The sequence below is a fragment of the Psychrobacter proteolyticus genome (assembly GCF_038155145.1).
Lineage (GTDB): Bacteria > Pseudomonadota > Gammaproteobacteria > Pseudomonadales > Moraxellaceae > Psychrobacter > Psychrobacter proteolyticus_B.
Genome location: NZ_JBAKAY010000001.1, coordinates 564,765 through 589,999, shown reverse-complemented (window position 1 = coordinate 589,999; position 25,235 = coordinate 564,765). Strand labels below are relative to the sequence as shown.

Genomic DNA, 25,235 nt, shown 5'->3' with positions numbered 1-25,235 from the left:
TTGCCCTGCTATTTCAGAGCAAATAAAAGAAGAAGCCCACTATTATTGTAGTGGGCTTCTTCTTTTCAGCATTAAGAAAATCGATTTGATTAGCTTAGTTTATTCATTACCTGTAATGGCAAGTGCTTCATCGCATGACTGACAATAGACCAAGGCAGGCTCGGCACACAGGCTTCATCTACACCCACTTCGATAGCTGCGACAATGGCTTTAGTACCAGTATCTGCATCGACTTCAAATGGTAATGGCTTAGACCCTTCGTTGATTTCGGTGCGAATATAGCCTGGGTAAATCGTAGAAACCTTAATAGGAAGATTAGTCAAAAGCATATCAGCACGAATGCCTTCTGCTAAGTGAGCCAAGCCAGCTTTACTTGCACCATAGGTTGTCAGATGCCTAGGCAATCCACGCATGGCTGACATGCTAGATATCACGACCAAATGGCCACTGTTCTGAGCACGGAAGATATTCATGGCGGCTTCACACTGTGCCAGTGCTGCTACAAAATTGACATCGGCAGTGCGACGATTAGTCTCAAAATGCCCTTTACCAATGCGGCGGCTATCACCAATACCCGCATTGACCACTACTCGCTCAATGCTACAGAAATCATCTGCAAAAGCATCAAATACTTGAAAGACCGTATCATAATCACTCACATCTAGTGCTTGGTATTCGACTCGGATATCAGGATACTTGTCCATCATTTCCGATTTTAGGTGCTCTAAACGATTAGTACGACGTGCACATATGGCCAAGTTGTAGCCAAGGCTAGCAAACAATCTTGCCATACCCTCGCCCAGACCTGAACTGGCACCTGTGATAAGCACTGTTTTACCTTTGCCTACTTGCTGCTGACTCAAGTCTTTTAGATAGCTTGCAGGTCGTACCGCGCCTACTATCTGGTTTTTGCTATGGCGCGCACTTTTAGCAACCAATTTTATTAATTTGTTTTGCATGTACAGTCCTTTGTATATCGATATTACACAGAATCAAATCGGTATCTAGTATAAACGCTGATAGTGCTTATACCTTAAATAGGTATGACACTACATTATTCGCAAGTCATATATAAATTTATCGCCATGTCACGAATGGTTTACCATCAGAAAATAAATGACTGTATTCATTTAAAGACAACAAGCGAGAACTTTGATTCTTTAAAGTAATAGAGGTCACACCCGTATTAACCAAGCTTTTATTCAGCTGATAAGCGGTTTGACTGCCTTGCCGCAATAACTGTGCAGTTATTGCAGCGATCACACCGCCTGAAGTAAATACGAGTACGGTGCTGTCCTGATCTAAGCTCATACTTGCTACTTTTGTACGTACTTGTTCAAGGGCTTGCTGTGCACGATCATTAAACTGTGGCCAACTCTCAAGATAATCTTGGTCATTGTCACCAGCATGCCAGCGTTGCATCGCTTGATCAAATAGCTCAGCCAGTCGTGTCGCTGGCGATTCTGCTTTGGCGATTTCAGCTGAGATGTCAGATCGATTACCAGATGCCTCTGCTGACTTAACGAACACGTCTTTATGATTAAATTCATCAAATTGCGGCAGAATATAACTATCAGGCTGATCAAAGTTGATTACAGGCGCAACAGCTGTGCCATTGCTATTATTGGCATGTACAGATGACTGGTAACGCTCCCAAAAATGACGTGCTGAGTCTTGCTGTCGCACCAACCTACCAGTAAATATGGCATCGATACGGCGCTGCGTAGCTGCATAGTGCTGACCTAGCATTTGTGCTTGGACAGTGCCTAGTTCTGAGAGTTGATCATAATTTTCTTGTCCAAAAGATGCTTGGCCATGACGTGCTAAAAGTATGGTTGTCATAAATTATTACCTTTTATCATATTTGCAAAGTACGGTTTACTGAATGCTTACGCTTCAGGAGAGTCAGGTGCTTTTGCAAAATAGCCTTTTGGTAAAATACTTTTGACCACTTTTTGAACAGGGCTTGGTAACTGCTCGATAGCAGCAGCATCTACGCCTATGTCTTCTAAATGCGGCTGCACATGCGCATTGAATAAGGCTTCGCCTTCATATTGCGCAATTAGTTTCAAACATTTAGCATGCATGACATGTATAACGAGCCAAGCGTTTTTGAAAGCTGGATTGGTGGTTTGCTTATGATAATAACGATAGTAGATTTGTTGAATAATGCCTGAGAGGCGGAACAATCCAAACACTTCATAAAAGGTCCAATTATCTATCTCTAAACCTGACTGTTTTAGATAATATTCAACCACTTCATCACGCGTCATCATGCCTTCTAAATGTGTTGGCTGACGACGGAACTGCTGCATGATGATATTGTCATCTTCTTCAATCCAGTAAGCCAACGCACTACCCAAGTCCATCAATGGATCGCCAAGGGTTGCCATCTCCCAGTCGAGCACGCCAATCACTTTGGTCGGCTCATCCGCATCAAGTATGACATTGTCAAAGCGCCAATCATTATGAATGATACAAGTTTTGCTATCAGCAGGCGTGTGCTTAGCAAGCCATTGTCTGACCAATGCAAAGCTTGGTACGTTTGGTGTCTTTGCTTTAACATAACGTTTGTCCCAGCCACTAATCTGGCGTTCGCAGTAACCTTCACCGCGACCCAAATTAACCAGATCAGGATGCTCGGTATAGTCTATCTGGTGCAGCTCTACCAAAGCGTCTAATACATTGGTGCAAAGCAGACGCGTTTGCTCAGGATTTAGATCGATACCTTCTGGTAATTCTGCACGAGGAATAATACCCTCCATACGCTCCATCACATAAAAATCAGCGCCGATAACAGCTTCATCCGTACATAGCGCAATCATCTCAGGTACATAAGGATAAGCATCTTTTAACGCTTTTTGAACGGTGTACTCACGCACCATGTCATGGGCAGATTTTGCCTTGGTACCTTTTGGTGGACGACGTAATATGAGGTCTTGGTTTTTATCTTCACCCTCATACTGTAGTCGATATGTCCAGTTTGATGCGCCGCCTGAGAACTGAGTGACTGTAGGCTCGCCTACCACGTCGACACCTTGACCGCGAAGCCATTCACTGACTGCTTTGGCATCAAGCTCTTCACCCTCGCGTACGGCACCGCCTTTGTCTAGTACTTTACTATCAGTTGCCATGAGACATTCCTTATCATGTGGTCATTTATTTTTATAACAGATATGCGAGCTAGTTCTCAATTCAATTTATCTGATTCTTATAACTATTTTTGAAATGAAAACTCGCTCTAGTGATGAAAAATTCACTACTAAGTCGTTAATAGTGAATTTTCAATTAGCATTTTGATTGGCTTATTCTTGATAGTTGCGTGAGCAAATCGAAACTAACTCACACAACCGTTTGTTAAGATTAAGCTTAAGACTAAACTTTGTCAGATTTAGCAGAACGACTAAAGCCTTGGCGTTTTAGTTCCAGCTTAGCAATCATGGTTTTATGTACTTCATCTGGACCATCTGCTAAACGTAGTACACGTGCTTGCGCGTAGAAATTTGGTAGCAATGTGTCCTGACACACGCCCATACCACCATGAATCTGAATCGCCATATCGACGACTTCTTGTAGCACAGTTGGCGCCACTACTTTGATAGCAGAGATTTCCGTCAATGCTGCTTTGGTGCCTTGAGCATCCATTTTTTGAGCGGCGTACAATGTGAGCAAGCGTGCTTGGTCAATTTTGATACGGGCCTCGCTGATACGCTCAAAGTTACCACCCAATTGTAGTAATGGCTTACCAAAGGCAGTACGCGACATACCACGCTTGACTGCTAATTCAAGAGATTTTTCGGCAGCGCCGATACAGCGCATGCAATGATGAATACGACCTGGCCCTAGACGACCCTGTGCAATCTCAAAGCCCTTACCAGGTCCACCAATGAAGTGACTGACTGGCACACGTACATTTTCAAAGCTAATCTCGCCATGGCCATGCGGTGCATCATAATCACCAAACACTTTAAGCATACGTTTAATGTTCACACCTGGTGTGTTGACTGGCACAAGCACCATCGAATGCTGATGATGACGGTCTGCACTTTCATCCGCGGTATATGCCATCACAATCAAAACATCAACCGCTGGATCGCCAAGACCAGATGACCACCACTTGCTACCATTGATGACAATCTCATCACCATCTACTACGGCTGTTGCTTGCATGTTGGTTGCATCACTTGACGCCACGTCAGGCTCAGTCATACAGAATACAGAGCGTGTCTTACCTTCTAGGATTGGGGTAAGCCACTTGTCTTGCTGCTCTTGAGTACCGTAGCGCCATAACAGCTCCATGTTGCCGCTATCAGGTGCATTACAGTTGAATACATGAGGTGCTAGCAAGCTACGACCAGTCAATTCTGCGATAGGCGCATAATCAGTGACTGACAGTCCTGCACCTAATGTGTCATCTGGCAAGAATAAATTCCACAAGCCTTCTTCACGTGCTTGCTTGCGCAGGTTTTCGTAGGCTTCTGGCCACTCCCAATTTTCCCAATTACCATCAGGGTTTTTCTTATGACAATCTTCCCAAAATTGGGCTTCGATAGGCTCAATATTCGTTTCGATAAACGCTTTGACTTTGGCATGCATGGCTTGACCATGTTCTGTTGCGGTAAACATTAAATTGTCGTTAGACATAAATGACTTCCTTTTCTTTATTGATTGTCTAAATCAAATGTTGATAAAAAGCTCTACTAGAGCTTTAGTGCACGCACGTATACTGTTTTCCGTGTGCTACATTTATAACACAGCAATTGTCAATAAACAGCAAAAAGGCGCGACCAGCTAGGCCACGCCTTTTACAAAATATAAACAATGTATCCAAAAACTTCTAAGTACTAAAATACCATTATTTAACTATCATAATGATAACTAACATTATTTCAGAATATTTAGGCGACTATTCAAATCAAAACGTGCAAGTGCATCAGGTAATTTATCTACAGCCATTCTCAATGTCGCTTCTGCTGCTTGAGCCAATCCTAACTTTTCTGCTAACGTCGGTTTCTGACGTGAATATAGTGCATACACTTCGTTGTCTTCCATACGTTCCAAAATATAGCTGTCTGAAGTTTGTAGACTATCAATTAAGTTAAGCTTTAACGCATCTTCGCCATACCAATGCTCACCCGTAGCTACTTTGGCCACATCAAGTTCTGGACGATAGTTGTTTACGAAGTGCTTAAATAGCTCATGCGTCTGCTCTAATTCTTCTTGGTACTTGGCACGGTCTTCGGCATCATTTTCACCAAATACAGTTACCGTACGTTTGTAGTCACCAGCGGTAAACATCTCATAATCGACGTCATGGTTTTTTAGCCATTTATGAAAGTTTGGCAGCTGCGACACCACACCGATTGAACCAATGATAGCGAATGGTGCGGCTATTACCTTGTCTGCAACACAAGCCATCATATAACCACCGCTCGCCGCCACTTTATCAACACAGACCGTCAATTTCAGACCAGCATCTTTTAAGCGAACCAATTGCGCTGCGGCCAAACCATAACCATGTACCAAACCGCCGCCTGATTCGAGACGGACGATAACTTCGTCACCTTTATTTGCAGTACTAATTAAAGTACTGATTTCTTCACGCAAATGTTTGACCGCAGTTGCTTTGATATCACCGTCAAAATCGAGCACAAAAACTTGTGCCTTATCATCAGAATGTTTTTTCTTATTTTTGGTTTTTGCTTTCAATGCTTGCTTGGCTTTTTTGGCCATGACTTTTTTAAACTGTTTGAGGGCAGCTTTGCCTTGGGTGGCTTCCATCAAATCTTCACGGCGCTGCTTTTGAGCATCATTTAAGTGGCGTATTTTAAGCTCAACAGGGTTTTTAGGGGGATGAAATAGCATGGTTACAAATCCTCAAGTCAGTAAATATATTGATATGGCTGTTTTTGTTAGCGTGCGGTTGATATGTGCACACTAAGCGGCGTTTTCAAGCATGATGACAATATTTAACCCAATATAAATAACGCAGAATAAATACCTCAGATACTTGCAGACTCCCGTGCTTTGATTGAACTCAGCCGGTTGTATAACAAGGGCAGATTAGGCATAATATGCGTTTATATCAAATTTTCTGCAGCCAACGTGATGACCATATGTCTTAATCGCGTTGTTTGTGTGTTTTTTTTGCAAATAGCTTGAAACGCACAACAATGGCTGCATTATTATACTTCGAATTGGGCTGATAACTGGATAACCATATTATGACGCAAAGCACTATGACGCATAGCGAATACCGAGACGAGTATTGCGGAGCCGTAACCGAGAGCTTGCTTGAGCAAACCATTAGTATCGTAGGCTGGGTACATCGTCGTCGCGATCACGGTGGCGTGATTTTCTTAGACATGCGTGACCGCGCAGGTATCTTACAGGTCGTGGTCGACCCTGATACCCCAGAAGCTTTTGCAGCAGCTGATGCTGTACGTCCTGAATACGTGCTAAAGATAACTGGCCGCGTACGTCGTCGTTATGAAGGTACTGAAAATAATAATATGACCAGTGGCCAGATTGAGCTATTGGGCAAAGAAATTGAAGTACTGGCTAAATCTGAAACACCGCCATTCCCATTGAATGACGAAAAAACGACCGTATCTGAAGACTTGCGTCTAAAGTATCGTTATCTTGATATGCGTCGTCCGCAAATGCAAGAGCGTATGGTGTTCCGTGCCAAGGCAACGTCAGCGATTCGTCGTTATTTAGACGATCATGGTTTCTTGGATGTTGAAACGCCTATCTTGACTCGTGCAACGCCTGAAGGTGCGCGTGATTATCTTGTACCATCACGTACCCGTCCAGGTAACTTCTTTGCCCTGCCGCAGTCACCACAGCTATTTAAGCAGTTATTGATGGTGTCAGGTTTTGACCGTTATTATCAAATTGCTAAATGCTTCCGTGATGAAGATTTACGTGCCGATCGTCAGCCTGAATTTACTCAGGTGGATATTGAGACTTCTTTCTTGAACGAAGAAGAAATCATGAACATCAACGAAGGTCTTATCAAGCATTTGTTTAAGACAATGATGGACGTTGAGTTCGAGCAGTTCCCACGCATGACTTACGCTGAAGCAATGCGTGACTATGCATCAGACAAGCCTGACTTACGTATTCCACTAAAGTTGGTTGACGTTGCAGACTTGATGAAAGACGTTGACTTTAAGGTATTTGCCGGTCCTGCAAACGATCCTAAAGGTCGTGTTGCTGCCCTACGTATCCCTGGTGGCGCATCGTTAAGCCGTAAGCAAATCGATGCTTATACCAAGTTTGTTGGTATTTATGGCGCACGCGGTTTGGCTTATATCAAGGTCAATGACGCTAGCAGCATTAACAACGGTGTGGATAAAGAGTCTGGTCTACAGTCTCCTATCATCAAAAACATGACTGATGACGTGCTTGTGAGCTTGATCGAGCGTACTGCTGCAGAAGATGGCGACATTATCTTCTTTGGTGCGGACAAAGCCAGTGTCGTGAATGATGCAATTGGTGCATTACGCCAAAAAATCGGTCTAGATCTTGAAATGACGACTTGTGAATGGGCACCACTTTGGGTGACCGACTTCCCAATGTTTGAAGAGACTGACGATGGTCGTTGGACGTCGATGCATCATCCGTTCACTAAGCCTAAAGGCTCAGTTGAAGAGTTGAAAAACAACCCAGAATCTGCCCTTTCTATCGCTTATGACATGGTATTGAACGGTACTGAGATTGGTGGTGGTAGCTTACGTATCAACACTTATGATATGCAGCAAGCTGTACTTGAAGCCTTGGGTATTGGTGAGCAAGAAGCTGAAGATAAATTTGGTTTCTTACTTGATGCTCTAAAATTCGGTGCGCCACCGCATGGCGGCCTAGCATTTGGTTTGGATCGTTTGATTATGTTGATGGTAGGCGCAAGCTCTATCCGTGACGTTATCGCCTTCCCAAAAACCAAAACAGCTGATTGCCCATTAACTCAAGCACCTGCTGGCGTTGATAGCAAACAATTACGTGAGCTTGGTATCCGTGTGCGTGAAAAAGCACAGGCTGATACCAACAAGCCTGCTGAATAAATCGTTTGATAATGCGCGGTTGCTGTCTACAGTGCTTGTTACGTGATTCATTACCATGTGAGTGGTCATGAATCCGTATCATATTTTCAAAATCGTGCCATTGTCTGTACTGCAGATGCTGGCACGTTTTGTTGCGTGGGTTATTATTAAGATACCCAGTTTAAGTATCATGCGTACCATTCAGATCAATATGGCGCTGATTACTCATACCTTGTCTGAGCAGCAAAAGCGCGCATTGACCAAAGACATTATTTATCATCAATGTCTGACCAGTATTGAATCTATAAAAAGTTGGGCGATGCCTCCTGAGTGGAGTATTGCTCAGATTCGTGATGTCCATAATAAAGACATTTTTTTAGAAGGTCTTGCCAATCCAAATGGCATGCTTGCTATCGTCCCGCATCTCGGCACTTGGGAGATGATGAATGCTTGGCTCAACCAGTTTGGTGCGCCAACCATTATGTATAAGCCAGTTGTTGGCAAATTCGCTAATGAGTTTATCCTTCAAGGACGAGCGCGACTTAACGCGACTTTGGTACCTACTGATGGTAGCGGCGTCAAAGCCGTGTTTAAAACGCTCAAGCAAGGTGGTTTTAGTATTGTACTGCCCGACCACGTTCCAGAGCCATCAGGCGGCGTTGTCGTTCCGTTCTTTGGTATCAAAACATTGACCAGTACCCTTGCCTCCAAATTGGCAAGCAAAACCAAATGTGCGCTGGTTGGCTTATCTTGTATTCGCCGTACCGATGGACGCGGTTTTGACATTTACTGCTACAAACTCGATGATCCAGCCTTGTATGACCGCAATGCTGAAGTGGCGACTCATGCTCTCAATCAGGCCATGGAGCGTATGATTACAGACAACTACAGTCATTATATGTGGGGCTATCGACGTTTTAAGCGTATACCAAATTTAGGCAACCCTTACCGAAAAGATAAAGAGACTTTAGCAGCTTTTATTCAATCTCACTACTCTAACGTTTCTAGTCGTTCTGATAGTGATATCAACGATAGCGTTCGAAATAACAACGTTGAAAGCGACAATGTAAAAAGCGATAGTGCTATTAAAAATGATAACACTAAGCTCGACAATCATTAGTCATCACTAACCTAGCGTTGCACTATTTAGACATGCCATCAGTTTAGACGTACCATCAGTCACAGCTATGCTAATATTGGCTGAACTCTATATCCTTTTACTTTTATTAGTCCTTCATTTATCTGACTATTATCTCAATACGAGTGCATTATGACATCTGACGTAACTAAGACCTCATCTCTAGACCCTAATCAAACCAGTACAAATGCTGCTGAACAGCGTTATATCATCTGTATGAAATGGGGCGACAAATATGGTCCTGAATACGTCAATCGTCTCTACAACATGGTTAGTCGACATCTAACCCTAGATTTCCAAATGGTTTGCTTGACTGATGACAGCGCAGGTATTGACCCTGCGATTGCCTGCTATCCTATACCCGATATGGATCTACCAGCAGGTCCTGAACGTGGTTGGAAAAAACTGACTACCTTTAAGCCTGAGCTGTATGATTTAGAAGGTGTGGCCCTATTTTTAGACATTGATATCGTCATTGTCGATAATATCGATGCGTTTTTTACTTATCAAGCTGAGCATGAGGACAGTGTCGTCATCATCCGCGACTGGAAAAAACCTTGGCGCATGATTGGTAACAGCTCCGTCTACCGCTTTAATATTGGTATGAATACCTATCCTGATTTACTGTCCAATTTTGAGCGAAACTTTGAAACCATTCGCACCCAAGTACGTCACGAGCAGGCTTACCTTTCTAACTATTTGCGTGAGCATCATCACCTAGAGTATTGGGATAAGACATGGTGTGTTAGCTTTAAGTACCAATGTATTGCGCCGATTCCTTTTAACTTTGTACGCACACCTACTCTGCCGGATGATGCCAAAATCGTTATTTTCCACGGTGAGATTAACCCGCCCGATGCAATTGCTGGTAGTGGCGGTAAATGGTATCGACATGTGAAGCCAAGCCCATGGCTAAAAGACCATTGGCAATAAATGCTTAGCAATTAACCATATGTAGACAATTTATAATTAGCGTAAAGGCAGTGTATTAAGATATAAGATAGGTGAAATAAACGACTGGAAAATAGTATGGCGCTATATTTGAGATTACCTGCTACCGCTGGGTTCAATATTGATAATGAGCTCGTCATTATCAATGCTTTTAATGCCAATGAGCCAGCACAAAGCCTGCATGGAAAAGATGTCAATATTATCGCCTCAGGGCCATCTATACAGCAGCTACCGTTAGCAGCGCTACTAGATACGCCTACTATTTTTGTCAATGGCAGTATCAGCCTGATTGGGCAGCATCAGTTTACCGATATTGCTGGTTACGTCATCAGTGATGCGCGCTTTATCAATCATCAGCCTGAGATTTTACAGCAGTACTATACGGGTCAACCTCTATATGCAACATTAGCTGTCTTTGAAGCAATGGCCACCACGCACCCTGATATTATGCAAACGTACTATCATGCCATGCGGGTGTTGTACCCAGTGGATAGGCCATGGGGAGTCAAGTCAAACAAGCTATCTTTTAATAAGCTGATCTTTAAGAAAAAATTACTCAATAAAAAAATGCCGCTATCGTACTTTATCAATAATCCAAACTTTATTATTGATAGCGATCATAAAGCGGCTGACATTGGTGTCTCTCTTAACATTACTCATGGATTTGTGGAGGCAGGTACTGTCGCTTATGTCGCGGCGCAGTTGGCGTTTTCGCGTCAAGCAGCGAGTATTCATCTGTACGGTATTGATCTGCTTAACAGTAAGCAACCACGGTTTTATGAAAATAAAAACAATAGTGCACCAAGTATGCTCAGCAAAGTCATGAACGAGCGCATTATCCCTTCGTTTAACTTGCTCGGCAGAATCTATCAATCGCATGGTGTCCCTGTCGTAAATCACTCTCCTATTTCTAAATCGCTATTTGACACTTTCTAGTTAATGACTCGTAATTAATAACCTCTACTTGATTGCGTTTCATTAAGAACCACTACAAGTTATAAACCTTCATTTTTCTCTGAATCTAAAACAGAACCAAACGCTAAGTACTGTCTTGCAATATGTTCAGGCAGTAACTGCTGGTTTAGCGGCACGATATAATCTGTAAGATTGTCTATGGCTTGATCGATGAGCATGGCCAAGCCATCAATATCACCTACCGCTATTAAGTTTTGCTCAGGTAATAACTCTCGTGGACCAAAAGGACAATTCGTACTGATTACTGGTACGCTCAGTGCTTGCGCCTCTACGATGACATAGCCAAAGCCTTCAAACTTAGAGGTGAGTACCATCAGTGCAGCTGATCTAATTAATGGATAAGGGTTAGTCTGGAAGCCTAAAAACTTAATACAATCGCTAATATTTAGTTGGACAGCCAACTGTTTAATCTCTTCTTCAAGCCTACCTTTACCTACTAGTACTAATGGTAGCTTTCGTTCTGTTTTGGCATATGTATGTAGCAAGTCTCGGTGACCTTTCATGTCATCAAATGAGGCGACATGTACGATGTATTTTTTATCTACTAAGCTGAAATGTTCTAGATGGCTAGATGCTGCTGCTTTGGTATTTATAGCGATAGCATCACAAGGGTTATAGATTGTTGTGGTTTTGGTGATATTTCCGATAAGAGCAATCAAGTCTTGGCGTGCACCCTTACTCACACAGCTACAAGGATGAGCGCCATAGACCATTTTCAAATGGTTTATAGTCTGTACTGGCGACTCTAATAATTGATTTCGGAACTGCTTTGATAGCGCTGTATGCAGTACATTTACGATATTTGGCAACTGGCTATATGCCATAATCCAGTTTATCTTATAAATATTGGCCAGTATCAAATCTGGCTTCCCTATTTGGCTAAGCACATAAGTATCAATACGTTTAGCAACTGATTCGTAGGCTTGTGCTTGCGTAGATTCTGGGTAGAGATTCTGCTCAGAAAACACCTCGTCATATAGCACGATGTGATATTGCACACGAGCGTCTAGTAGCATATCTTGCGTCGCTTCCAAACATAGGATATGAGTGCGATAGCCCATATCTGCATAAGCGCTTGCCAACGTCGTAACCATACGCTCAGCACCGCGACCTTCAAGCGCTTTTAAAATAAATAGAATAATAGGTGGCATTGGTGTCTCAGCTTGATTTTTTAACGGTATAGGCATGATAGGTTAGCCAAATGAATGCAACTATGGTCATAATTATTGCAGCGTTCTGACTTTATATGCTAGTCTCACCTACCGCTGGTGCTCGGCATTTACTTAGTAAAGTACGAGCAGGATTTAACGGTATCTCTATAAAAAATTATAATTAGTCTAACTATCTAAATCGATTAAACCTTGTTAATAATCGCATCAGCAAATATCATGGCTGATCTAATATCGCTACTAAAATAGATGTGTATCCGCAAAGAACAGGATCAGTTATGAAGCAGCCTAATGAAAATACATTAGACATCGTCGTTGCTTGGGTAGATGGCGCAGACCCTATACTCAAACAAAAGCGAGAACAGTATAAGCCAACTAAAGAAGTGGCATCTGACGCAATAACTGACACGCGTTTCGCTAGCGACGATGAGATATATTATAATATTGCTTCTATAATCAAATATGTGCCTTTTTGTCGTCATATATATATTGTCACAGATCAACAAAAGCCCATGTTCATCGATGAGTTTGCCAAGCAAGGTATTTGTTCAGCAGATAAAATACGCATCGTTGATCATAAAGACATATTTTTAGGTTATGAACAGTTTTTACCTACGTTTAATACCCGATCGATTGAGTCGATGATATGGAATATTGAGGGGCTATCTGATTACTTCATCTATATGAATGATGATTTCTTTTTTAACCAACCAGTAAAAATAGATGACTTTTTGAATGGTAAAAATCTGAACATTCACGGCCACTGGCGTAAAAGTGCGGCATTAAATGCTAAGCTTAATTTCCGAAAATCGCGCTTTAAATTGTTTGGCACACCGATTCAACCAAGGCATACTATCGCCCAAATGCTAAGTGCCAAAATAATCGGTATGGATCAATTCTTTGAAATTCATCACTATCCTCATATCGTCGATAGGAACATATTGAAAGATTATTTACTAAATCATCCTCATCTACTGACAGAGCAGATTAGATATAAATTTAGAGATGTGGCGCAGGTGAACCCAATAACCCTGATGAATCATCTTAAAATTCAAAAAGATGAAGCAAATCTAAAACCCGATACCTCTGTCAACTACCTAAAAAATGAAAGTAGTGTCGAGGGTTTTATTGCTGCTTTAGAAGATGAATCTATCAAGTACGGTTGTATCCAGAGCCTAGATCTTCTTGAACCAGATTTACACAAGAAAATCAGCCAAGCTATGAAGCATAAATTTTTAGCGTATCTCCCCGTTTCTGTGACGGGAACACCAGCTCTCTGAGCTAAGGCAACCTGACACCGTATCGTGATTTTGAATCTTATTTAGCATAAACCAATTTTGGACTAGATCTATCAAAGCATAAACATTAATTGGATATATTATGAAAATAGCAGTAGTAGGTACAGGCTACGTAGGCTTATCAAATGCAATGCTATTGGCACAGCATAACGAAGTCGTCGCTGTCGACATTGTTCCTGAAAAAATCGACTTATTGAATACTCAGCAGTCCCCTATTGAAGATGAAGATATTGAGGATTTTTTATCAAATAAAAATCTCAACTTTTCTGCGACACTTGATGCGGCGGCAGCCTATAAAGGCGCTGATTTTATTATTGTGGCGACACCAACTGATTATGACGCCAAGACCAATTATTTTAATACATCAACGGTAGAAGCAGTGATTGAGCAAGTACTTCTGGTCAATCAACAAGCGACTATTATTATAAAGTCTACCGTACCAGTAGGATATACGGCGAGTATTAGAGAGCGTTATGCAACTGACCGTATTATCTTTTCACCCGAATTCTTGCGAGAAGGTAAAGCGCTGCATGACAACCTTTACCCTTCCCGAATCATTGTAGGTGAACAGTCAGAACGAGCTCAATTATTCGCTAACTTACTCCTTGAAGGCGCAATCAAAAAGGACGTGCCGCTACTGTTTGTAAAGCCTACTGAAGCTGAGGCAATCAAGCTGTTTTCTAATACTTATTTAGCAATGCGCGTGGCCTACTTTAATGAGCTTGATACTTATGCTCAAACCTTTGGGCTCGAAACCAAACAGATTATAGAAGGTATTGGTTTAGACCCGCGCATTGGTGATCATTATAACAATCCATCATTTGGCTATGGTGGCTACTGCTTGCCTAAAGATACCAAACAGTTATTGGCAAATTATGACGAGGTGCCAAGTAACCTAATAAAAGCCATTGTCGACTCCAACAGAACTCGTAAAGATTTTATAGCCGATAAGATTATCGAGAAGAATCCTAAAGTAGTAGGCATCCATCGACTGGTCATGAAAAGTGGTTCAGACAACTTTAGAGCTTCTGCGATACAAGGCATCATGAAACGTATTAAGGCTAAAGGTATTGAAGTCGTTGTTTACGAACCAGTATTGAAAGAAAGTACCTTTTTCAACTCACAAGTTATTCAAGACCTAGAAGCGTTTAAATCAATGAGTGATGTCATTGTGGCAAACCGTTTATCTACTGAAATCGAAGATGTGGCGGACAAGGTCTTTACCAGAGATTTATTCGGGAGCGACTGATGAATATATTAGTCACTGGTGCGGCAGGTTTTATTGGTTTTCATCTCGTCAAGGCACTACTAGAAATAGAGCTGCATGATAACAATAATTGCATCGTTGGTATTGATAATATCAACGACTACTATGACGTGAGCTTAAAAGAAGATCGCTTAAGACTACTAAATGAAATATCAGAACCAGAATACTTTACTTTCATTAAGCTAGACCTTGCTGATCGCGAAGCTATGTCTGATCTTTTTTCTACCTATCAATTCGATATTGTCATTAATTTAGGTGCCCAAGCGGGTGTGCGCTACTCTATCGAAAATCCGAATGCTTACATTGATTCAAATGTGGTTGGCTTTGTTAATATACTTGAGGGCTGCCGCCATCATGATATCAAGCATTTAATCTATGCCAGCTCCAGCTCGGTCTACGGTATGAATATAAAACAGCCATTTACCACCGCTGATTGTGTTGATTTTCCTATCAGTTTATATGCGGCTACCAAAAAATCTAACGAGCTCATGGCTCATAGCTACAGCCATTTATATAATATCCCTACGACAGGATTAAGGTTTTTTACCGTTTATGGTCCTTATGGTCGACCTGATATGGCCTATTTTTCTTTTACCAAAAAAATTATAGCTGGTGAGCCAATCAATGTCTTCAATAATGGTGATATGCAGCGTGACTTTACCTACATTGATGATATTGTAAAAGGTATTATTCGGATAATGGATAAAGCCCCCTCTCCTCAATACTCTACTATCACTACAGCGGCCGCCCCTTATAAAATATATAACATTGGCAATAACCAACCAGTAACTTTACGCCGTTTTATCACTGCCATCGAAAGCGCTTGTGGCAAAAAAGCGCAAGAGAATTTATTACCGATGCAAGCAGGTGATGTGCCTATTACTTATGCAGATATAGACGAGCTAGTAGATGATATTGATTTCAAACCTGATACCAGTATCGAAGATGGAATCACAAAATTTGTCGAATGGTACAAGCAATACTATTCAGTTTAAGCAGAAATATTTCATAAACCACTTTGGTATCAATTTTTTCGAAAGACGTTTAAGCTCTAATTACATCATACTTGTTCAAAGGATTTTAGTGACATGACTACACCTTCAAACTGGCAAAGAAAACTGCTATTGATATTTCTAAGTGAAAAAAGATTGAATGCGGGTAAGATTGTCAAAAACTATGATGGTAAAAGCTTTGATGAGATGAAAACGACAATAATCACCGAGTCATCGTGTGATATTGAAGCACTGACAGATGAGCGTAAAAGTACAGACTTAGAAATCCACTTAAATAATTTAAAGTATCAATCTTTAGGAGATTCTGAGCTCTGCTTTTATCACAATACGCTTATTATATTAATGCGCCGCAAATACAAAATAGATAAAACTTTTGCTGAATTTGAGAGGCTTTGGGAGTCAGAAAGCGACTATTTATTAGAGCATCTTTCGCTGCGCTGGATTGTCTCAGCCTGCGATACTTTCATTGATCACTCAAATAACAGTATTAGAGCTGCTATTTTAATGAATGTCATCACTCTAATGAATACATTAAGGGTTCATGAGACCAAAAACTTTTTACAACTGAGCACTAATGCTGAACCTATGCCGTTATTAAACGAAAAAACCGACATACTTTATGCCGGCGATTTGCCTCTATACGATGGGCTTACTTATTTCCGTATTGGTACCGATGATAGCTTAAGAAATATGCGTAAACGCTATAATAAATTTCAGAAAGTCGATAAATTGGCTACGACTATACTGCTTGCTGTATTCGAAAAACTACAGAATAACCAGAGTGCTTTCGCTACTCTACGGCAATTGCATAGAGATGATTGGTCCAAATGGTGGTTAGATTAAGACCTTTTATCTATATTCTTAACATTCGATGCAAATTCAATATACTTCTTGGCTATTGTGACAGGAAGAAGTGCTTCGCTAAATTCAGAGTGGAATTGCTCTGGATCTTTCATAGCTAGGCTTAATTTAGCTGCAATAGCATCTATGTCTCTCATAGGCATTAGGTTTTTTTGAGGTAACAACTCACTTGGCCCGGATTGGCAGTCAGTACTGATAACTGGTGTTCCTAACACTAAAGACTCTGCTATCACCAAGGCAAACCCTTCCCAATCAGAAGTCAATACTTTAAATTGCGCATGCTTTATATACGGAAAAGGGTTTTCATGGAAACCTAAAAAGACAACTTTATCTTCTAAGTTGAGCTCTGCTACCAACGCCTCTGTACTGCTTTGAAGCTTACCTTTACCCAAAAGAAGCAACGGCAAAGACTGATCTGTCTTTGCGTAAGCTCTCAATAGCACATCATGACGTTTTGCTTCTTTAAAACTGCCAACGTGAATAATATAATTTTGATATTCTGGAATGAAAGCATCAGCTAACTTCTGAATACCGTCTCTATCAATAGGATTATGTATTGCTGTAGTTGAGGTAACATGACCAAAGTTTTCTACAAAATCTTTTTCTACTCCGTTACTGACACAGGCACAAGGATTTTTGGAATAAATTCTCGTAAAGTTTTCTTTTCTCTGATGACCAACATCGGTTTTTGCAAACTTATACAATAATGACAAAGTATTATGAATCACGTAAATGATGTTCGGCAGGCTACTGTAGCTAAAAATACTGTCTGAACGATCAAGGTTAGACAAAATGATATCAGGCTGTCCGATATTTTTTTTGACATAACGATCTACCGCATGAGCGAAAAATTTATCGCGACGCTGTGTTCCTGGTATCATCTTGTAGGGCTTGAATTTGAGCACATGATAAATAAGGTTTGGATTAAGATCATATTCAACCCGTGGTTTGAATCTTAAAATATGTACTTCGTATCCTAATTCGTAAAACCCCTGCCCCAAAGTAAGAACGACTCGCTCTGCCCCTCCACCTTGTAAACAATTAATAGCGAGCAACGCTACTTTTTTATCCTGCTTCATAAACGACAACCTATGGATGAATTTCTATTCATTTAACGTGTGAAATATTATTATATTAAATGAATCAACGTTTAAATAATTTTGCAAATAGTGATTTAGAAGCCTTTGGTCGAGTCACTTTATTGCCTATATATCCTTGTTGTGATTTTTTTGGAAAACTACCAAATGGCTCAATTCGATAACTTTCTAGATCATATCCAGCAGTAAGCGCTTCATTATAGTAGGTATCGAAAAGATCGACCAAATCCTGTCTTGGATGTGGTAACACCTCACCGTCAAACCAATGCTCAATTCCTTCCTCATTCACTCTAGGTAAGGAGTACTTATGACTGAATTGCGTGCCCATATCCGAATAATGCAAAATTTTTATTTGCTCTACTGCTAAGTTTTCACCATCGATACAGTTATAGCTATCTTGATAAGGCTCAATCAGTTGCGGTTTTTTCTTAAACAAAGCCATCATTTCTTTGTGGCTTTTGGGATCTTTTTTAAGTTTTTCGATAGGTAAAACCACATTTTTTGCAGCATCACAATCCCACACACAGGTGCATAGACGAGTCATATCAGCATTTACTTTAGCGGCTACTATAGACTGCCCTTGGATAGGATGCTGCCATAGCTTTGCTAGATCGTCTAAAATAACAACATCAGCATCCATATAGATCGCACGCCCAGAATAATTGCAATACTCTGGAATCGCCCATCTAAAACCAGAAAAAGGCGTTGACCACTTAGTAGTATCCCAACCCTTACTAGTCTCAGGATTTGAATACCAATAGCTATCCGGATCGCGCGATAACTGCATCCATACTATTTCCACTGGCATACTAGTATGTTTATGAATACTATAATCTAGAACCATCATCTGCTCTAAATCACAGTTATTTGGGTCACAGCCAACAAAGACTCTGATGGTATCATTTGTTTTCATAATTCTATCCATTCACTGGGTCATGCTTCTATCTTCACGAGTATAAAGATAGAAAGCATCAATACTAACGTTTGCTAATATGGTAATAACTATAAAATTAAATCTATTCTCTCCAGTACTTCTCAATCCACCCTACTGGCAAGATAAAATGACGCAAATGGCGCAATGGGCGTTTCAAGTTTTTAGGCTCAGTAAGTCTTTTTAGATGGTCTTTGGCATTGTTGGCGGCGTTTTTATTGTATCTGCCTTCAATAGCGTGCGTAGGATACAAATCACCTGGGAAGATAACAATACGCGCGCCTTTAGGAATCTTTGGTTCTTTGATGTAGTTAAGCGGGAATGGTTGACGGCATTTACGTCTAAAGTGTGCGACCCACGCCTTTGGAAACAGCTTCACGCCACCTGGTGCATTGCGGGTGACAAAGCGTTGCTCAAAACGATATTCATCGGCGATACCTTGTGGATCAGCTTTGAACTTCTCTTGGAGTGAAACAAGTGAGCCTATCTGAAATCTAAAACAAGATGTCTGCCCTAAGCGCTCTAATGGATTACTAGGGTTGTAAGACAAGATAACATCATCTGGCTCGCCATATTCAAAGAAAGGATCGAGGCTATCGACGATAATCACATCCAAATCTACAAATAATACTGTCCCTGTTAAATCACCGAGCTTTTCACCCCACAAACGGGATTTCGGCCACTTTCCTAACGTATTCGTCGGCATGGTGACATCTAATGGTGGCAATTCTTGACATTCGATTTCTGGACGTACGTCAGTCGTATCATCCGTAAAACACACAAAACGAAACGGCGGGGTGATATTACGAGATACCATACCATATAGTTTATTGGCGTAATCAGCACCGTATTTTGTACCCCATTTAATACAAATAATTTGTTTGATATTTTTATTATCGGCTGTACTAGAATCTATTGGCATTGACTGCTCACTTTAATCGTATGAATAAATATGATGGCTATATTAGCATAAAAAAAAGACTGAACAATTATGTTCAGCCTTTTTGGTCTTTAAAGTAACGGCATTATTAATCAATGAAGCTTAACCAGTCCATATATTTCTCATTACGACCATGGACTACATCAAAGTATAGGGTCTGTAGTTTTTCAGTCAATGGTCCGCGGCCACCATTACCGATGATGCGATCATCATATTCACGAATAGGTGTCACTTCAGCAGCAGTACCTGTCATAAATATCTCGTCAGCTAAGTAAAACTCATCACGAGTGATACGGCGTTCGATAACATTGATACCCAAGTCAGCCGCGAACTGTAAGATAGTACGACGAGTAATACCGTCTAACGCTCCACCTGATAGGTCTGGCGTATGTAGCTCACCATTTTTTACCAAGAATAAGTTCTCGCCTGCGCCCTGACATACAAATCCTTGTGGATCCATCAAGATAGCTTCGTCGTAACCATTACGCGTTACTTCTTGGTTGGCCATGATAGACACAGGATAGTTACTAGAGGCTTTTGCCTTACACATAGTCACGTTTGGCATGTGATGCGTATATGATGACGTTTTTACACGGATACCATTTTTGATGCCCTCTTCACCAAGATAAGCACCCCAATGCCACGCAGCAACCATTGCATTGATGCTGTTATCACGTGAAGACAAACCAAGTTTTTCTGCACCTACCCAAATGAGCGGACGAATGTAAGCTTCTGCCAAGTTGTTTTGCTTGACCACATCCTTATGTGCCTGCTCTAAAGTGGCAGCATCAAAAGGCACGTCCATTTGGAAGATTTTAGCTGAGCCAAGTAGACGCTCAGTATGTTCTTTTAAGCGGAAAATAGCAGTACGATTATCCGCTGTTTGGTAAGCGCGTACGCCTTCAAACACAGCCATACCGTAATGCAAGCTATGTGTAAGCACATGAACTTTAGCATCTGGCTGTTCGATCATCGTGCCATTCATCCAAAGCTTACCATCTTGTGTTGCCATATTCATTTTATTGTCCTTATGCTAGCACTGACGTCTAACTTTTTTAGGTAGGTTTTATTTAACAGTATTGATCAACATCGTATGATAACACCGCAGCGTCAATTTTTATTGCCTAAACAACAGCTTCATTATGACAAACGACTAACAGTATGATGATGATGTGTGACCGATTATATCACTGGCCGTCTTGGCAAATGAAATCTTTTGGTTTGGCACTATATGGTTTTTAATTATATCGTTCCTAGCTACCGATTCTATCCATAGTTTTTGTTCAGAGCTTTTGTTCATAGCTTCTATTCATAGAAACGCATTACAGTTTAAGCGCCTCTTGGACTATCGGCAAGGCCTTAATCATACAAGTTTCGATATTATTCGTCGTCTGTCTCTACGCCCATGAGATGCTGCCACTGTGACTGTACTAACGCTCGCGTCTCCTGCCACAATGACTCATCAACGAGCAAAGACTGCTCTGATAGTGCTAACTGATGCGTGGCAGCACGTATTCTTAGATAGGCATCGGTCAAATCCTGACAGACTTGGTCATCCCAAATACCAAGCAAGGCAACTTCTGCAAAAATTCGCACATTATCGCTCCATTTGGTCAAACTCGGATATTCATGTGAGTAAGCCAATACGGCAAACTGTGCTAAGAACTCAATGTCTACAATACCGCCTGCATCTTGCTTAAGATGAAATTTACCCGCTTCCTGCTGCCATTGGCTCGTGCCTAGATGCTTTTGCATTTTGATACGCATGCTGGTGACTTCGCTACGTACTTGATCGAGTGTCCGTGGCAACGACAATACGTCGCGGCGAATATCGCAAAAGCGTGCAGTGACTCGTCTGTCCCCGCAAATCGCACGAGCACGTACCAACGCTTGATGCTCCCATGACCATGCTTTATCCATTTGATAGGTTTCAAACGCATGACAAGACACCACCATCATGCCAGCATTTCCTGAAGGCCGCAGACGCATATCAATCTCATAGGCACGGCCATCACGGGTTTGAGTATTGAGGTAATTCGTCAGCTTTTGTACAAGACGCGCGGCAAATTTCATACCACTGACTGATTTTTCACCAGTGGTCATGCCTTGCTCTTTTATCTTGTGTAAAAATACCAAGTCCAAATCTGAAGAATACGATAGCTCTAAGCCACCAAGCTTGCCATAACCGATAATTGCAAAGCCGCAGTCCGCTTCAGTGACTGGGTCTCCATCTTGGCCAATAGGATACCCATAACGGTTAACAATCTCTGCAAAAGCGCGCTCTAGTGCGGCTTCTAGTACGACCTCAGCGATATAAGTCAATGAATCCGATACTTTCATAATTGGACGTTCAGCCAATACATCGCTAGCAGCGACCGCCAACACTTGATTCTTTTTAAACAGACGTAGGACGCTTAACAGCTCTTCTTCATCGTTTGGCTCGACGCGTAGCAACTGTTGACGCAAGATATCACGCAGCTCACGCTTATCTGGCAGATGACGATAACGCTGCTGCAAAAATGTATCCAATAATACAGGATACTGAGCCAACTCTTTTGCGATCCACGGGCTGGCAGATAGCATTGGAATCAGCTCAATCGTTGCATTGGGGTTTTCAGCAATCATGACCAAGTAGATAGAACGGCGGCAAATCGCTTCAAGTAGTGAGATCAATCTTGGTAAAGCAGTATTGGCAAGTTGCTGCTGTTCTTGATGCGCTAACAACGCATGGACAATGACAGGATATGCGTCGTCTAAACGCTCTCTGGCCTCATCACTTAAGTTAGCCACCATTTTTGATTGCCAAAAATTCTGTAGCAACGCGCGATTTTCTTCTGTTAACACTTCGTTTAAACGGGCAATTTGCTCATCTAAGTGCTCTGGCTCTAGGTCGGTATCTTCGTTATCAGGTATTTGACGCTCAGTGACCATACGCTCAAACGGCACATTGACACTGTCGCGATGACGATTAAGCTGATCTAATAAGGAATGCCAGTTTTCAAAGTCCAACGTCACTGCTAGATTATGCTGCCATTGCTCATCGTGTGGTAAGCGCTGGGTCTGTTGGTCATTAATCGCTTGAATAGCATGCTCAAGCCGGCGTAAGAACCGATACGCGGCCTGTAGCTGCTCGTAAGTTGAGTGCTCCAGATAGCCAAGCTCACACAATACTTGCATCGCTTGCAAGCAAGGTTTGATTTGCAGCTGTGGATGCCGGCCACCATAGATAAGCTGAAAGGCCTGTACGATAAACTCAATATCTCTAATGCCGCCCGCGCCAAGCTTGATATTGTCCAAGTCTTCACGCTGTGCAACTTGGTTTTGAATAAGAGACTTCATCTCTCTCAATGCTGAAAACGCACTGTAGTCCACGTAATAACGAAAGACAAATGGCTTAATCAGCGATTGTATCTCTTCATAAAATGGCTGGTCTATTTGTCCGACCACGCGTGCTTTTAACCAAGCAAAACGCTCCCATGCACGCCCATGCATCATAAAGTATTTTTGTAGTGCAGACAGATGAATGGCCAAATCACTTCCATCACCCCATGGACGTAAGCGCATATCTACTCGAAAGACAAAACCGTCGGCGGTCTTGTTATCGAGCAGTTTAATAATGCCTTGACCCAATCTGGTCATAAAACGTTTATTATCTATGCTACGTGTGCCTTTTGCCTTATTGCCATTGGTCTCGCCGCGTGCTTGATGGACAAAGATAAGGTCAATATCACTTGATAAATTCAGCTCTTGCGCACCAAGCTTACCCATGGCCATGATTGCCATATCATCAATCTGTACATTGCCTTGTTCATTGATAAAGGTCGGCTCACCATATTTAGCAACCAAGTGCTGATAAGTATAATCTTTAGCAAAAGAGATACAGCCATCTGCAAACTCAGACAACTCATCGGTTAGCTGCTCCAGACTGATCGTCTGCAAGGCATCTTGCCAAATCCAGCGCATCATTAGTAGCGTGCGCAAGTGACGCAGACCACTCATGACCTTGTTTTCATCAGCGAGTTGATAGTTTTCATCTAGCGTATAATCTTGTATCAGATCATCGATTTGCTGGCGGGTCAGCGTACTATTCAATGGATAGCTACGCAAAAACGTCTGACATGCAACGGTCCGACTTTCCCAAATCTGATAAGCAAATTCGCTCGCTGTCTGCAGGACTTGCAGTTGTTCTACGGTAGGCTGATAATCTGTACCATTGTTCACACGTGAGGGCATAGCAGGTAACATAGTGACAAGAACTCCTTACATAGAATGGTAAGACTACGTGAACCTAGCTCATAAGTTTATTGTTTTTTCTTACGAGGCAGTCACAGCATCAAATAATAATACTCAGTGTGCCTACATTTGAGATAAAACCACGTTAAATAACAGTGACTCTATTTGGTTTGCGGCGCTTTATGTTAGCATAAACATCTTTGATAGAAACGACGCGCCGCTCTTTTATGACATAACGATATTTGATGTGACAGTATGATCCGCTGTATGTCTCATTATCAGTATAAATTCTGTTTTCTATCACGCAAATTTGCACACAAGCACTATAATAATAACGACCAAATTATTTTATACAAAGCATTTATAGCAACTCGGCCATAATTTTTAAACTCTTATTTATAATATGTGATACCGCGCCCTATGACGACCACTTCCCCGTTACTACTGATTACTGCTGACCCTAGTCACCCATTGGCACACTTGGCGTTACGCTATGCACGCGCTTATCTGAAGGGCGCAGCGAATAGTGATGATGTTGATAATACTGACACTAATAGTACAGGCAGCAGCGATAATGCTACCTCTGAACAACCCCTGCTCAATGTCTTCTTTTATGGCGACTCGGCTCACATAGCCAATCGCTTGCGTTGGCAGTCAGCCGATCAACTAGACTTGACCAAAGAATGGCAGTCATTGGCTGAGCAGTATCAATTACCCCTGCCTGTCTGTGTCAGTACAGCCCTTAGCCGCGGCGTGAGTGATGTAGACAACAGCTCACGCCATCAGCTTGACGGTGCCAATATTGCGACAGGGTTTACCTTAGTGGGACTTAGTGAGCTTGCGATGATGATGCAGGATGACAGTCGTTTGATACAGTTTTGATAGCGTGTCGTTTGATGGTTTGTCTATTAACATCACTGGTAGCGGTAACTATTTTTAGGAATACATAATGAGATTATTAATTCAGCTGCATACGCCCACTGAAACAGCAAGCTACGAAGGCTGTGCACTTGCGCTAACTCTAGCGACATTTGGTCATGAGGTGCAATTGTTCTTAGATGCGCCTGTCTTCGGCTTATTGATGCAATCTGACTCGCGGCTGCATGGCATGATGCAATCACTTGAGCTTTACGATATGCCCGCAGCTTGGCTACCTGATGATGTCTTTAGTGGCTGGGTCACTGGTATGTTGCCGACAGATCTGGCATTACAGCTCACACTTGTGCCAGAGGTCATCAACGCACAAGACTTTGAGCAGATACTTACCTTTTAAATCGCTGTATAACTTAGATTTATAAAATAATAAAGCACGTAATC

General features: G+C 41.8%; 21 protein-coding genes. 10 read left to right on the top strand and 11 right to left on the bottom strand.

The window, feature by feature from the left end:
* Positions 1-89: 89 nt before the first annotated feature.
* The 5 genes from V6252_RS02330 to sohB form a co-directional block, all read right to left on the bottom strand.
* Complete coding sequence (locus V6252_RS02330) at positions 90-959, bottom strand: SDR family oxidoreductase (RefSeq protein ID WP_341609101.1); 870 nt, start codon at positions 957-959, stop codon at positions 90-92.
* 118 nt (positions 960-1,077) lie between these two features.
* The gene (locus V6252_RS02325; RefSeq protein ID WP_341609100.1) at positions 1,078-1,842 is read right to left on the bottom strand and encodes a histidine phosphatase family protein; all 765 of its coding nucleotides are present in this window, start codon (positions 1,840-1,842) and stop codon (positions 1,078-1,080) included.
* 47 nt (positions 1,843-1,889) lie between these two features.
* A complete protein-coding gene (locus V6252_RS02320) occupies positions 1,890-3,134 on the bottom strand; it encodes a phosphotransferase family protein (RefSeq protein WP_341609099.1) in 1,245 nt (414 codons plus the stop codon).
* A gap of 241 nt (positions 3,135-3,375) precedes the next feature.
* The gene (locus tag V6252_RS02315; protein WP_341609156.1) at positions 3,376-4,626 is read right to left on the bottom strand and encodes an acyl-CoA dehydrogenase family protein; all 1,251 of its coding nucleotides are present in this window, start codon (positions 4,624-4,626) and stop codon (positions 3,376-3,378) included.
* 258 nt (positions 4,627-4,884) lie between these two features.
* A complete protein-coding gene (gene sohB, locus V6252_RS02310; protein ID WP_341609098.1) occupies positions 4,885-5,865 on the bottom strand; it encodes a protease SohB in 981 nt (326 codons plus the stop codon).
* A 374-nt stretch (positions 5,866-6,239) separates the two neighbouring features.
* Between sohB and aspS the strand changes: the two genes are divergently transcribed.
* From aspS to V6252_RS02290, 4 genes are all read left to right on the top strand, one after another.
* Complete coding sequence (gene aspS, locus V6252_RS02305) at positions 6,240-8,066, top strand: aspartate--tRNA ligase (protein WP_191115386.1); 1,827 nt, start codon at positions 6,240-6,242, stop codon at positions 8,064-8,066.
* A gap of 67 nt (positions 8,067-8,133) precedes the next feature.
* Positions 8,134-9,165, top strand: coding sequence for a lysophospholipid acyltransferase family protein (locus V6252_RS02300; protein WP_341609097.1), 1,032 nt, complete (start codon positions 8,134-8,136; stop codon positions 9,163-9,165).
* Between the two features lie 150 nt (positions 9,166-9,315).
* Complete coding sequence (locus tag V6252_RS02295) at positions 9,316-10,116, top strand: glycosyltransferase (RefSeq protein WP_341609096.1); 801 nt, start codon at positions 9,316-9,318, stop codon at positions 10,114-10,116.
* 96 nt (positions 10,117-10,212) lie between these two features.
* Positions 10,213-11,070 carry a hypothetical protein gene (locus tag V6252_RS02290; RefSeq protein ID WP_341609095.1) on the top strand — a complete coding sequence of 286 codons (858 nt, stop codon included), beginning with the start codon at positions 10,213-10,215 and terminating at the stop codon, positions 11,068-11,070.
* A gap of 59 nt (positions 11,071-11,129) precedes the next feature.
* On the opposite strand, the gene V6252_RS02285 is transcribed toward V6252_RS02290, so the two are convergent.
* Entirely contained in the window at positions 11,130-12,296 is a 1,167-nt protein-coding gene (locus tag V6252_RS02285; protein ID WP_341609094.1) for a glycosyltransferase, read from the bottom strand.
* Positions 12,297-12,556: 260 nt separating this feature from the next.
* On the opposite strand from V6252_RS02285, the gene V6252_RS02280 reads away from it, so the two are divergent.
* The 4 genes from V6252_RS02280 to V6252_RS02265 all read left to right on the top strand — a co-directional run bounded on the left by V6252_RS02280 (position 12,557) and on the right by V6252_RS02265 (position 16,699).
* Positions 12,557-13,558, top strand: coding sequence for a capsular polysaccharide biosynthesis protein (locus V6252_RS02280; protein WP_341609093.1), 1,002 nt, complete (start codon positions 12,557-12,559; stop codon positions 13,556-13,558).
* 100 nt (positions 13,559-13,658) lie between these two features.
* Entirely contained in the window at positions 13,659-14,825 is a 1,167-nt protein-coding gene (locus V6252_RS02275) for a nucleotide sugar dehydrogenase (RefSeq protein ID WP_341609092.1), read from the top strand.
* On the top strand, positions 14,825-15,838 hold the full coding sequence (locus tag V6252_RS02270) for an NAD-dependent epimerase (protein ID WP_341609091.1): 1,014 nt from the start codon (positions 14,825-14,827) through the stop codon (positions 15,836-15,838). Before V6252_RS02275 ends, V6252_RS02270 begins: the two co-directional genes overlap by 1 nt.
* Before the next feature lie 93 nt (positions 15,839-15,931).
* Entirely contained in the window at positions 15,932-16,699 is a 768-nt protein-coding gene (locus V6252_RS02265; RefSeq protein WP_341609090.1) for a hypothetical protein, read from the top strand.
* Here the strand turns inward: V6252_RS02265 and V6252_RS02260 are convergent.
* From V6252_RS02260 to glnE, 5 genes are all read right to left on the bottom strand, one after another.
* On the bottom strand, positions 16,696-17,796 hold the full coding sequence (locus V6252_RS02260; RefSeq protein WP_341609089.1) for a glycosyltransferase: 1,101 nt from the start codon (positions 17,794-17,796) through the stop codon (positions 16,696-16,698). The two genes, V6252_RS02265 and V6252_RS02260, sit on opposite strands and share 4 nt — an antisense overlap.
* Before the next feature lie 64 nt (positions 17,797-17,860).
* Positions 17,861-18,727, bottom strand: coding sequence for a glycosyltransferase (locus V6252_RS02255; protein WP_341609087.1), 867 nt, complete (start codon positions 18,725-18,727; stop codon positions 17,861-17,863).
* A 103-nt stretch (positions 18,728-18,830) separates the two neighbouring features.
* The gene (locus V6252_RS02250) at positions 18,831-19,667 is read right to left on the bottom strand and encodes a glycosyl transferase (protein ID WP_341609086.1); all 837 of its coding nucleotides are present in this window, start codon (positions 19,665-19,667) and stop codon (positions 18,831-18,833) included.
* A gap of 106 nt (positions 19,668-19,773) precedes the next feature.
* A complete protein-coding gene (locus V6252_RS02245) occupies positions 19,774-20,703 on the bottom strand; it encodes a branched-chain amino acid transaminase (protein ID WP_238069605.1) in 930 nt (309 codons plus the stop codon).
* Between the two features lie 362 nt (positions 20,704-21,065).
* Positions 21,066-23,930 (bottom strand): bifunctional [glutamate--ammonia ligase]-adenylyl-L-tyrosine phosphorylase/[glutamate--ammonia-ligase] adenylyltransferase, encoded by a 2,865-nt coding sequence (gene glnE, locus V6252_RS02240; protein WP_341609085.1) that lies wholly within the window; start codon positions 23,928-23,930, stop codon positions 21,066-21,068.
* Positions 23,931-24,338: 408 nt separating this feature from the next.
* Here glnE and tusD point away from each other — a divergent pair, with 408 nt between their 5' ends.
* Together tusD and V6252_RS02230 are read left to right on the top strand one after the other, a co-directional pair.
* Positions 24,339-24,800, top strand: a complete 462-nt coding sequence (gene tusD, locus V6252_RS02235) for a sulfurtransferase complex subunit TusD (protein ID WP_341609084.1) — start codon at positions 24,339-24,341, stop codon at positions 24,798-24,800.
* A 67-nt stretch (positions 24,801-24,867) separates the two neighbouring features.
* Entirely contained in the window at positions 24,868-25,191 is a 324-nt protein-coding gene (locus tag V6252_RS02230; protein WP_341609083.1) for a hypothetical protein, read from the top strand.
* The last annotated feature ends 44 nt before the right edge of the window (positions 25,192-25,235 follow it).